Annotated in this window: 9 protein-coding genes; 5 read left to right on the top strand and 4 right to left on the bottom strand. The window is 67.8% G+C overall.

Features of this window, described 5'->3' with window-relative positions:
* Positions 1–598 precede the first annotated feature (598 nt).
* Complete coding sequence (locus tag KIP89_RS01970; RefSeq protein ID WP_250152138.1) at positions 599–1,816, bottom strand: threonine ammonia-lyase; 1,218 nt, start codon at positions 1,814–1,816, stop codon at positions 599–601.
* Positions 1,817–2,104: 288 nt separating this feature from the next.
* Here KIP89_RS01970 and KIP89_RS01965 point away from each other — a divergent pair, with 288 nt between their 5' ends.
* Both KIP89_RS01965 and zigA read left to right on the top strand, forming a co-directional pair.
* Positions 2,105–3,535 (top strand): DUF1254 domain-containing protein, encoded by a 1,431-nt coding sequence (locus KIP89_RS01965; protein WP_213753740.1) that lies wholly within the window; start codon positions 2,105–2,107, stop codon positions 3,533–3,535.
* 146 nt (positions 3,536–3,681) lie between these two features.
* Positions 3,682–4,896: a zinc metallochaperone GTPase ZigA gene (gene zigA / locus KIP89_RS01960; RefSeq protein ID WP_213753739.1), complete on the top strand. Its 1,215-nt coding sequence runs from the start codon at positions 3,682–3,684 to the stop codon at positions 4,894–4,896.
* A gap of 14 nt (positions 4,897–4,910) precedes the next feature.
* On the opposite strand, the gene radC is transcribed toward zigA, so the two are convergent.
* The 3 genes from radC to KIP89_RS01945 form a co-directional block, all read right to left on the bottom strand.
* A complete protein-coding gene (radC, locus tag KIP89_RS01955; protein ID WP_213753738.1) occupies positions 4,911–5,780 on the bottom strand; it encodes a RadC family protein in 870 nt (289 codons plus the stop codon).
* 17 nt (positions 5,781–5,797) lie between these two features.
* The gene (gene map, locus KIP89_RS01950; RefSeq protein WP_213753737.1) at positions 5,798–6,625 is read right to left on the bottom strand and encodes a type I methionyl aminopeptidase; all 828 of its coding nucleotides are present in this window, start codon (positions 6,623–6,625) and stop codon (positions 5,798–5,800) included.
* Positions 6,626–6,739: 114 nt separating this feature from the next.
* Positions 6,740–7,900: a GNAT family N-acetyltransferase gene (locus KIP89_RS01945; protein WP_213753736.1), complete on the bottom strand. Its 1,161-nt coding sequence runs from the start codon at positions 7,898–7,900 to the stop codon at positions 6,740–6,742.
* Positions 7,901–8,056: 156 nt separating this feature from the next.
* Between KIP89_RS01945 and KIP89_RS01940 the strand changes: the two genes are divergently transcribed.
* The 3 genes from KIP89_RS01940 (at position 8,057) to KIP89_RS01930 (ending at position 10,774) form a co-directional block, all read left to right on the top strand.
* Complete coding sequence (locus KIP89_RS01940) at positions 8,057–9,262, top strand: pyridoxal phosphate-dependent aminotransferase (RefSeq protein WP_213753735.1); 1,206 nt, start codon at positions 8,057–8,059, stop codon at positions 9,260–9,262.
* Positions 9,259–9,867, top strand: coding sequence for a lysozyme inhibitor LprI family protein (locus tag KIP89_RS01935; protein WP_213753734.1), 609 nt, complete (start codon positions 9,259–9,261; stop codon positions 9,865–9,867). The genes KIP89_RS01940 and KIP89_RS01935 overlap by 4 nt, the downstream gene beginning before the upstream one ends.
* 145 nt (positions 9,868–10,012) lie before the next feature.
* Positions 10,013–10,774 (top strand): SDR family NAD(P)-dependent oxidoreductase, encoded by a 762-nt coding sequence (locus KIP89_RS01930; RefSeq protein ID WP_213753733.1) that lies wholly within the window; start codon positions 10,013–10,015, stop codon positions 10,772–10,774.
* The last annotated feature ends 97 nt before the right edge of the window (positions 10,775–10,871 follow it).

Raw genomic sequence — 10,871 nt, 5'->3', positions numbered from 1 at the left:
GGTAACGCGGTTCCGAGAACGTAAGACCGCCGAAGTCTCATCCGACATCCAACCCCGAAGGATCGGACATCCGCAAGGACCCCGCCGTCCACGTTTCTCTTTCTTCATCTTAACTTGTCAAACAGCACGCCAGCTCAAAGCCAGCAGAGAACCGAAGCCCTCAATCTAAGGGCTCACACCCTTAGAAGTGTCGACATCTTTTCGCCGGGTGGCTTTCGCCATCCGTTCCAACCGCCATCATCCTTGGGATGCTGCAGAGGAGCGCCAAACTCGCCGGAAGCGGTGGGCGCCGCGTCGATGGGCGCTTTATAGGGGGAGGCCCGGCGGACTGTCAACGGGCATTTTCCGAAATTCTTGTGACAGGGCTCCGCGCCGTCTCGCCCTGGGGATAACCCATCCCGCCACCACCATCAAAACCATTTCAGCACAAGGGTTTGCGGCTGATTTTGAGATTTTGGCGCTCCGAAACCCGCGCCCCAAAGCCCGCCCGGATCGCGAAACCGTCATGGAATCGGGCGGCCCAAGCCCCCCCTTTCCGGGCTCTCCGGGAGCCCCCGCCAAAGCCCTTCGCGGGGCTCCCGCTGGGCCGCGGGGACGCTCAGAACTCGTCCCGCCGGACGCGGAACTGCTCGGCCGAGAGCCGCTCCATCAGCGCCGGCAGGTCGGCGGGATCGCGCAGTTCGACATCGAGCGAGACCGAGCTTTCCTTGGCGCGGCTGGTCGCGGCCAGCCTTTCATGGCGCAATTCGTAGATATTGCCGCCCTGCGCCGCCACCACGGCGGTGAGCCGGGCCAGCGCACCGGGATTGTCCGGCAGCTCGGCGCGGATGCGCACCATCCGCCCGGCCCGCGTGAGATGGCGCTGCAGCACGGCGACCAGCACGCGCGTGTCGATATTGCCGCCGGACAGGATCACCCCGACCTTGCGCCCGCGAAAAAGCTCCGGCCGCGCCAGCATGGCGGCGATGCCGGCCGCGCCGGCGCCCTCGCACAGCGTCTTCTCGATGCCGAGCAACAGCGCGATGGCTTCCTCGATGCAGTCCTCCTCCACCACCGCGATCTCGTCGACGCCGGCACGCACGATGGCGCGGGTGATCTGGCCGGGGTCGAGCACGGCGATGCCCTCCGCCACCGAGGAGCCGGGCGCCGGGTTCCCGTCGAACCACCCGACCGCCCGCGCCATGCCGGGAAAGATCTCCGACTGCACGCCGACAATGCGCATATCCGGCCGCAGCGCCCGCGCCACCACGGTCGCCCCGGCGATCAGCCCGCCGCCGCCGATCGGCACGGCCAGCGTGTCGAGTTCCGGCACCGCGTGCAGCATTTCCAGCGTCGCCGTCCCCTGCCCGGCGATCACCTGCGGATCATCAAAGGGGTGGACGATGGTGAGCCCCTCCTCCCGCGCCAGCCGCGTCATCTCGGCGGCCGCCTCGGCAAAACCCGCGCCGTGCAACACCACGCGGGCGCCGTGCTCGCGCACGCGCTCCACCTTGAGGTTCGGGGTCAGGGTCGGCATGACGATGGTCGCCTCGACGCCGGTGCGCCGGGAATGATAGGCGAGCCCCTGCGCGTGATTGCCGGCGGAGGCCGCGATCACGCCCCGCGCGCGCTCCTCATCGGTGAGCGAGAGCAGCTTGTTCAGCGCGCCGCGCTCCTTGAAGGAGGCGGTGAATTGCAGATTTTCGAATTTCAGCCAGACCTCGGCGCCGAGCTTGCGCGACAGCGTCTGCGAATGCACGAAAGGCGTCTGCGGCACCGCGCCGGCGATCCGCGCGGCGGCCGCTTCCACATCGCTCAAGGTAATATCGACGGTCATGATCCTCATGGCACCGCGTTACGGGTGGACCAGCCTAGCGGCCATGGACCAATGGGCCTAGAGCTTTCCGGGAGAGCTTGCGGTCGTGCTGGGCGGTAGTGCCGCCCGCCGCGCGCGGCACAGAGCCCGGTTCGAAAGCACCGACAATGCCGCTACGGCAGAGGATGTTTTCGGCGCGCAAGGGCGCGGCACGCCAATACTTGAGGCTTTTCTTCAAGGTTACGCCGTAATCTTGGGGACGGTAGGGATCACGCCCCGCCGATCGACAAGGCGCCAAGGAGTACCCCCGTGCTGACCCGTCGCGACCTGCTTCGCACTTCCGCCGCCGCCGCGCTTGCGCCGGCGCTCTCCCTCCCCGCGCTCGCGCAGGACACACGGCCCGGCCTGCTCGGCCCCCGGCAGATCGCCGCCGCCGGCTATATTTACGGCCTGCCTCTGGTGATGAATTACGGGGTGATGTTCGATCAGGTGCTTGATCCGAAATCGGGCCAGTGGAAAGCGCCGTTCAACACCGTCCATAATGAGGCGCGGCTGTTCACCTGGCAGGACAGCTCCATCGTCACGCCGAACAGCGACACGCCCTATTCCCTGGCATGGCTGGATCTGCTGGCCGAGCCGGTGGTGGTCTCCGTGCCGGCGGTTGACCCCACGCGTTATGTCAGCGTGCAGTTCGTCGACGGCAACACCTATAATTACGGCTATGCCGGCAGCCGCACGACCGGTAATGGCGCCGGTCATTACATGGTGGTCGGCCCGCGCTGGTTCGGTCCCACCCCGCCCGGCATTGACCGCGTGTTCCGCTCCTCGACCTTCTTCTCGCTGGTGATCTTCCGCACCCAGCTGTTTGACGCGGCCGACCTCGACAAGGTGAAGACGGTGCAGGCCGGCTATCAGGCGCGCCCGCTCAGCACCTTCCTCGGCACGGGCGAGCCCAAGCCCGCGGAGCATTTCCGCTACCCGGCCTTCTCGAAAGAGCGGTTCGACAAGGAATTCTTCGCCTATCTCGACTTCGCCCTGCGGGCCGCCCCTCCCCGGCCCGAGGAACGCTGGATCCGCGAGCAGCTGAAGCGCATCGGCGTCGGGCCGGGGCGCAGCTTCCGCGTGCATGAGATGCCGGTCGAGGAGCAGGCGGAGATCCTCGCCGGCCTGCAGGAAGGCCAGCAGCGGCTCGAGGAAGCGGTCGCCGCCATCGGCACGGATGTGAATGGCTGGCGCGTCGGCTCGGTATTCGGCGACGCGGAATTCTACCATGGCGACTGGAAGCTGCGCGCCGCCGCCGCCAAGCTCGGCATTTACGGCAATGACGCGGCCGAGGCGGTCTATCCGGCGACCCGCACCGACAAGGACGGCCAGCCGCTCGACGGCGCGAAGCACCGCTACACGCTCACCTTCGCCAAGGACGCCCTGCCACCGGTAAACGCCTTCTGGTCGGTAACGATGTATGACGGCACGACGCAGCTGCTGGTGAAGAACCCGATCGACCGCTACCTCATCAACTCGCCCATGCTGCCCACGCTCAAGACCAACCCGGACGGCTCGGTGACGCTCTACATCCAGAAGGATACCCCCGGCGCGGACAAGGAATCGAACTGGCTCCCGGCGCCGGACGGGCCGATCTATCTGGTCATGCGGCTCTACTGGCCGAAGACCGGCACGCCCTCCATCCTGCCGGCCGGCAAGGGCACCTGGCAGCCGCCGGGCATTGTGCGCGTCGCCTGATTTCTCCATCATCTCAATGAGTTGCAGCGGCGCCGGTGACGGCGCCGTTTGCTTTTGCGGTCCGCGCCACCTCGACGGGGCTTGTCCATCGGGTCGATCCATGAGAAATGATACATTGTATCAATATTCAATTGGAGCGCGCATTGATGTCCGACCAACGCCTTCCGGTAACGGTGCTTTCCGGCTTTCTCGGCGCGGGCAAGACCACCCTGCTCAACCATGTGCTGGCCAATCGCGAGGGGCTGCGGGTCGCGGTCATCGTCAACGACATGTCGGAGGTGAACATCGACGCCGAGCTGGTGCGGGCGGGCGGGGCGAACCTGTCGCACACCGAGGAAAAGCTGGTCGAAATGACCAATGGCTGCATCTGCTGCACCCTGCGCGACGACCTTCTGGCCGAGGTGCGCCGGCTCGCCGGCGAGGGACGCTTCGATTATCTGCTGATCGAATCGACCGGCGTCGCCGAGCCGCTCCCGGTCGCCGCCACCTTCGAATTCCGCGACGAGGACGGTTTCTCGCTCTCCGATATCGCCCGGCTCGACACCATGGTCACGGTGGTCGACGCGGCCAACCTACTCAAGGATTTCGGCTCGCGCGACTTTCTGCGCGACCGCGGCGAGACGGCGGGCGAGGAGGATGAGCGCACGCTGGTCGATCTGCTCACCGACCAGATCGAGTTCGCCGATGTCATCGTGCTCAACAAGGTCTCCGACGTCGCCCCGGCCCGCCGTCATGAGGTGCGCGGCGTGGTGAAGGCGCTGAACCCGGACGCCCTGATCATTGAGGCCGACCACGCCCATGTCCCGCTGAAGGACATACTCGGCACCGGGCGCTTCGATTTCGAGGCCGCGCACCAGCACCCCACCTGGTTCAAGGAGTTGAACGGCTTCAAGGACCATGTGCCGGAGACCGAGGAATACGGCGTCTCCAGCTTCGTCTACCGCGCCCGCCGTCCCTTCCATCCCGAGAAGTTCAACGCCTTCCTGGCGCAGACCTGGCCGGGGCTGGTGCGCGCCAAGGGCCTGTTCTGGCTCGCCACCCGCCCGCGCCGCGTCGGGGAAATGTCGCTGGCCGGCGCCATCTGCCGCACCGGCTCGATCGGCCAGTGGTGGGCGGCGATCCCGACCGAGCATTGGCCGACGCAGCCCGACTGGCGCTCATGGCTGCGCGCGCACTGGACGCCCGGCTATGGCGACCGGCGGCAGGAACTGGTGTTCATCGGCGTCAATCTCGACGAGGCGGCGATCCGCGCGGCACTCGATGAATGCCTGGTCGGCCCGCTCAAGCCGAACCTGTTCGATCCCGTGCCCTACCGCCATCTGCCGGACCCGTTCCCGGCCTGGGAGAGCGTGCCGGCCTGAGACTGACAGACGGTTCAGATCAGCCGCAGCCCGCGCAGGCTGGCATGGCCGTCCTTGCCGACAATGATGTGGTCATGCACCTCGATGCCGAGGGGCTTGGCCACATCGATGATGGTCTTGGTCATCTGGATGTCGGCGCTGGAGGGGGTGGGGTCGCCGCTCGGATGGTTGTGCACGAGGATCACCGCGCTGGCGGCGAGCTCCAGCGCGCGCTTCACCACCTCGCGCGGATAGACCGGCGTGTGGTCCACCGTGCCGCGCTGCTGCACCTCGTCGAGAATGAGCTGGTTGCGCTTGTCGAGAAACAGGATGCGGAACTGCTCCTTGTCGGCAAAGGCCATGGAGGCCCGGCAATGGGCCAGCACCGCGCTCCAGGAGGAGAGCACCGGGCGCGCCCGCACCGCCTCGCGCGTTACCCGCTCGACAGCGGCGCCGACCACCTTGAACTCGGTGATGATGGCCTCGCCCACGCCCTTCACCTCGCGCAGCCGCTCGGGCGAGGCCGCGATCACCTCGGCGAAGGAGCCGAAGCGTTCGATCAGCTTCTTGGCAAGCGGCTTGACGTCGGCGCGCGGCACGGCACGGAACAGCACCAGTTCCAGCAATTCGTAATCGGCCAGCGCCTCGGGCCCCGCCTGACGGAAACGCTCGCGCAGCCTTTCGCGATGGCCGACGAAATGCGGCGCGGCCTCCTCAAGCCCGGAGTCCTTAAGCCCAGAGTCCTTAAGCCCGGAATCCTGAAGCCCGGAATCCTGAAGCCCGGAGTCCTGAAGCCCGGAATCCTGAAGCCCCGGCTCCTGAAGCGCACCCTGCCGCAGCTCGGGATGCGGAAAGCCGTCGACGGCCGGAGCCGTGAAAGCTGCCTCCTCCGGCCTCTTCGCCATGCGGGCTCCGCTGTGCCTCAGCCGTCGCCGAAGATCGGCTTGTGATAGCCCTTGGGCGAGAGCGTGAAGATCTCGCACCCGGTTTCCGTCACCCCCACCGCATGCTCGAACTGGGCGGAGAGCGAGCGGTCGCGCGTCACCGCGGTCCAGCCGTCGGACAGCACCTTCACATGCGGCCGGCCGAGATTGATCATCGGCTCGATGGTGAAGATCATGCCCGGCAGCAGTTCCGCCCCGTCGCCGCGCCGGCCGACATGGACGATGTTCGGCTCGTCATGGAACAGCTGGCCGACGCCATGGCCGCAGAAATCGCGCACCACGCTCATATGCAGCGGCTCGACGAAATCCTGGATCGCCGCGCCGATATCGCCGACATGATTGCCCGGCCGCACCTCGGCGATGCCGCGCATCAGCGATTCATAGGTCACGTCGAGCAGCCGCTCGGCCCGGCGCGGGATTTCCCCCACCGGGAACATGCGGCTCGTATCGCCGTACCAGCCATCGACGATCAGCGTCACGTCGACATTGACGATGTCGCCCTCGCGCAGCGGCTTGTCATTGGGAATGCCGTGGCAGACCACGTGGTTGATCGAGGTGCAGGTGGATTTGCGGTAGCCGCGATACATAAGCGTCGCCGGCAGCGCGCCGTGATCCATGGCGAATTCGAACACGGCGTCGTCGATCGCCTCGGTCGAAATCCCCGGCCGCACCATTTCGTGCACCAGATCGAGCGCCTCGGCGGCCAGCCGTCCGGCCTTGCGCATGCCGGCGAAGCCTTCCGGCCCGTGCAGCTTGATATGGCCGGTCTTGCGCAGCGGCGCGCCGGCGGCTTCCACGTAAGTCATGATCGAGTCCAGTCCTGAGGCTGCCCCGAATGTAAGCGATCCGCGCCCGCACGCAAGAAAAGCCCGCATCACCACCCGTCCCGCCGCGCCGCACGCGCCGGGCCGTGGCACCGGTCAGCCCAGCGCCTTCGCCATATGTACCAGCCGGCGGTCGGGCATCTGCTCCACCCGCTCGATCATATAGCCCTTGCGGCGGTACCACTGGATATTGGCCGAGAGCGGCTCGCCGGTGTAGAGCCGCGCCGTGGTGCGGCCGAGCGCACGGGCCCGCGCCTCGCCGGCGGCGAGCAGCACATTGCCGAGCCCGCTGCCCTGCGCCATCGGCGCGGTGGCGAGGCTGTCGATCAGCAGATCGTCGTCCCGCGCCTGCAGCACCAGAACGCCGTCGAGGCCGGCGGCGCCGTCCACCACCCAGACCTCGCGGCTGCGCATCACCGCGCGATAATCCCACAGCAGCGGCACCGGCTCGACGCCAAGAATGATGCGGTTGCGCGCATAGGCGCCCTGCTGCACCACCTCGATGCCGGCAAGGTCGTCGAGGCTGGCCCGGCGCAGCCGGCGGCCCTCCACCTCCATCGTGTCGGCGTTGAACACCGAGAGCGAGACGCGCTGCGCGCCGGAGGCGTCGAAATTATCCGGCGCCAGCCAGCTCTCGAACGCCACCGCCCGCTGCGGCCATTCCTCTCCGAGAAGGGAGAACCACGCCGTGTCGCGGTTGCGGCCCTTGACGATCATGTGGTGGCGGAAAATTCCCTCGAAGCGGAAGCCGTAGCGCGTCGCCGCCCGCCGCGAGGGGGCGTTGAGCGCGTTGCATTTCCACTCATAACGCCGATAGCCCAGCGTCTCGAAGACGTGGCGGGCCATCAGATACATCGCCTCGGTGCCGCCGGCCGTGCGCATCAGCGCCGGCGTGAAGAGGATGTGGCCGACCTCGATCGAGCGGTTCACCGGGTCGATCCGCAGATAGGTCGCGTGGCCGACCGCGACGCCGCTCGCCTTGTCGATGATCGCGAACATCAGCGGATCGTCGCGCAGCGCCGCCGGCCGGTAATAGGCGTCGAACGCCGCTTGGTCCGCATAGGGGCCATTGGGCAGATAGGCCCAGATCGCCTCCGATCCCGGCCCATGCGTGGCCGGGAAAAGCACGGCGCCATGGATGTCCGCGTCGAACGGCACCAGATCGACATGAACGCCATGAAGAACCGTGCGGGCGGGGCGCTGGGCCGGCGTCGTGTCGACCACCTCACCGAGAGGAATAAGCGCGTCTGCCGGCATGAATCGTCCCTTCCCCCGCGCGTGGCCTGCCCGGTGGCAAGGGCGCGCAACACTTGAACGTGCCCCCAGTCCGTGTGACAGCTTGGCAAAAACCACAAGCGATTTTCTGCCTTCGCGGCAGCGCGCCGGCTTCGACAAAAGTAGCAGAGGACGAGGATGACGCCCGCTGAACGCCTCACCCCCCACGCCGTCGCCGCTTTTTCGCGCATCGGCGAGGAAAACGCCTTCGCCGTGCTCGCCCGCGCCAACGCGCTGGCGGCACAGGGGCGCGACATCATCAATCTCGGCATCGGCCAGCCGGATTTCGCCACGCCCGGCCACATCGTCGAGGCGGCGGTGCAGGCGCTGCGCGACGGCCATCACGGCTACACCCCCTCCACCGGCATCGCCCCGCTGCGCGAGGCGGTCGCCGCCGACATTCATCGCCGCTTCAACGAGGAGATCGACCCCGGCCGCGTCGTCATCGTGCCGGGCGGCAAGGTGACGATGTTCGCCGCCATCCTCATGCTGGGCGAGCCGGGCGCGCAGATCCTCTATCCCGACCCCGGCTTTCCGATCTACCGCTCGATGATCGAATTCACCGGCGCCACCCCCGTGCCGGTGCCGATCCGCGAGGCGAACGGTTTCGCCTTCTCGGCGGAGGAAACGCTCGGTCTGATTACCCCGACTACGCGCCTCATCATCCTCAACTCCCCCGCCAACCCGACCGGCGGCGTCACCCCGAAAGCGGAGATCGACAGGCTGGTGGCGGGGCTGGAACAGCACCCCCATGTCGCCATCCTGTCGGATGAGATCTACGACCAGTTCCTGTTCGACGGGCAGGCGCACACCACCCTGCTCGCCTATCCGCAGATCCGTAACCGTTTGATCCTGCTCAATGGCTGGTCCAAGACCTATGCCATGACCGGCTGGCGGCTCGGCTGGTCCTATTGGCCGGAAGGGCTGTTCGAGCCCATGCGCAAGCTCGCCGTCAACGCCTGGTCCTGCGTCAACGCCCCCGCCCAGTTCGCCGCGCTCGCCGCGCTCACCGGCCCGCAGGATTGCGTCAGCGCCATGCTGGCCGAGTTCGACCGCCGCCGCCACCTGGTGGTGGAAGGGCTGAATGCCCTGCCCGGCATCTCCTGCGCCACGCCCAAGGGCGCCTTCTACGCCTTCCCGAACGTCTCCGGCACGGGCTGGTCCTCCGCCAAGAAGCTGGCCGCCGCCCTGCTCGACGAGGCGGGCGTCGCCACCATTGGCGGACCGGATTTCGGTGTCCATGGCGAGGGTTACATCCGCCTGTCCTACGCCAATTCGGCAGAGAACATCGCCCGCGCGCTGGACCGGATGGGCCAGTTCCTGGCGAAAGCCCGCGCGGCATGAGGGGCGCGCTCCTCATCCTCGCCGCTCTCGCCGCCCTGCCGGCGCGCGCGCAGGAGGCCGAGCCCACCGCCTGCACGCGCGGTGAGGGCCCGCCCCGCGCCTATCTCGACTGCCTGAGCGGCGTGCAAAATCGCAGCGAGGCGCGCCTCACCGCCGCGATCGACCGCACCCGCGCCGCCATCGCCGCCCGTCAGGATCTCCAGCCCGCGCAGCGCGCCCGCTGGACCAACCTGTTCACTGAATCGCAGGAGCGATTCGTTCACTGGCGCAATTTCGAGTGCCAGAGCATCGCCCCCTATGAAGGCGCGGCCGGCGAGAAGACCATTGGCGGCCGGCTGGGCGGCATCGGCGTGATCGAGCAGCGCCTCACCTGCCTCGCCACGCTCAACGATATACGCGCCGCCAATCTGGAAACGCGCTACGGCCTGCCCGCCTTCGTGCCGCCGCCCGCGCCCGTCACCGCCACGCCGCCCGAACCGGCGCCGCCCACTCCCGCCGCCGCCGTGCCCTCCATCATGGCGCCGCCCGCCCCCGAGCCGCCGGCGGACGCCGCGCCTCCCGCCGGGCCCGTGCGCATCATCGGGATTCCGCCCACGCAGCCGTGAGGGGAAGGCGCCTCGCCTGCCCTGCCCGCGCCCTTGACGACCCGCCTGCACGTCTTTTGCATGGGCGCGCCACCGCGCCGGACACTATCCCGTGGCCGGGCACTCTTCTGTGCCGCGCGAGGGCAGAGGGTTTTAGGAGAAGATCATGGACCTCGGACTGAAGGGCCTGCGCGCCGTCGTGACCGGCGGCACCAAAGGCATCGGCCTTGCCATTGCCGAGACGCTGGCCAGCGAAGGCTGCGCGGTCGCGCTGTGCAGCCGCAACGCAGCGGAGGCGGAAGCGACCGCCGCCCGCCTCGCCGAAAAGGGCGTCGCCACCTATGGCGCCGGCGTCGACGTGTCCGACGCGGCCGGTCTCGCCGCCTTCACCGTGGCGGCGGCGGAAAAGCTCGGCGGGCTCGACATCGTCATCGCCAATGTCAGTGCCCTTGCCATCGGCAATGACGAGGAAAGCTGGAAGAAGGGCTTCGACACCGACCTCATGGGCACGGTGCGCCTCGTCAACGCCGCCCTGCCCTGGCTGGAAAAGAGCACGGCCGCCTCGATCGTCGCCATTTCCTCGGTCTCCGGCCGCGAGATCGACTTCGCCGCCGGCCCCTATGGCACCTTCAAGGCCGCGCTGATCCACTACACGCAGGGCCTCGCCTACCAGCTCGCGCCGAAGAAAATCCGCGCCAACACGGTCTCCCCCGGCAACACCTATTTCAAGGGCGGCGTGTGGGAGATGATCGAGAACGGCAACCCCACCCTCTATGCCGAGGCGCTGGCGCTGAACCCGACCGGGCGCATGGCCACGCCGCAGGAAATCGCCAATGGCGTGGTCTTCCTCGCCAGCCCGGCGGCAGGTTTCGTCTATGGCACCAATCTCGTCATCGACGGCGCGCTGACCCGCGGCGTGCAGTTCTGACACCCCGCCCTTCGGGTTCCGGCGCCACCGCGCCGGAGCCCGACCTTGCCCTTGCAACCGATTGAGGTGACCCTGCGCGGCGAATCGCACAAGCATC

The organism is Ancylobacter radicis, from assembly GCF_018449475.1.
Classification (GTDB): domain Bacteria; phylum Pseudomonadota; class Alphaproteobacteria; order Rhizobiales; family Xanthobacteraceae; genus Ancylobacter; species Ancylobacter radicis.
Note: the sequence above shows the minus strand (reverse complement) of the source record. Positions and strands in the feature narration are given on the sequence as shown.

Coding starts and splice junctions, on each gene's coding strand:
- KIP89_RS01970 (WP_250152138.1), bottom strand. CDS start 1,816: ATGACCGTCGATATTACCTTGAGCGATGTGGAAGCGGCCGCCGCGCGG.
- map (WP_213753737.1), bottom strand. CDS start 6,625: ATGACTTACGTGGAAGCCGCCGGCGCGCCGCTGCGCAAGACCGGCCAT.
- radC (WP_213753738.1), bottom strand. CDS start 5,780: ATGGCGAAGAGGCCGGAGGAGGCAGCTTTCACGGCTCCGGCCGTCGAC.
- KIP89_RS01945 (WP_213753736.1), bottom strand. CDS start 7,900: ATGCCGGCAGACGCGCTTATTCCTCTCGGTGAGGTGGTCGACACGACG.
- KIP89_RS01940 (WP_213753735.1), top strand. CDS start 8,057: ATGACGCCCGCTGAACGCCTCACCCCCCACGCCGTCGCCGCTTTTTCG.
- KIP89_RS01930 (WP_213753733.1), top strand. CDS start 10,013: ATGGACCTCGGACTGAAGGGCCTGCGCGCCGTCGTGACCGGCGGCACC.
- zigA (WP_213753739.1), top strand. CDS start 3,682: ATGTCCGACCAACGCCTTCCGGTAACGGTGCTTTCCGGCTTTCTCGGC.
- KIP89_RS01935 (WP_213753734.1), top strand. CDS start 9,259: ATGAGGGGCGCGCTCCTCATCCTCGCCGCTCTCGCCGCCCTGCCGGCG.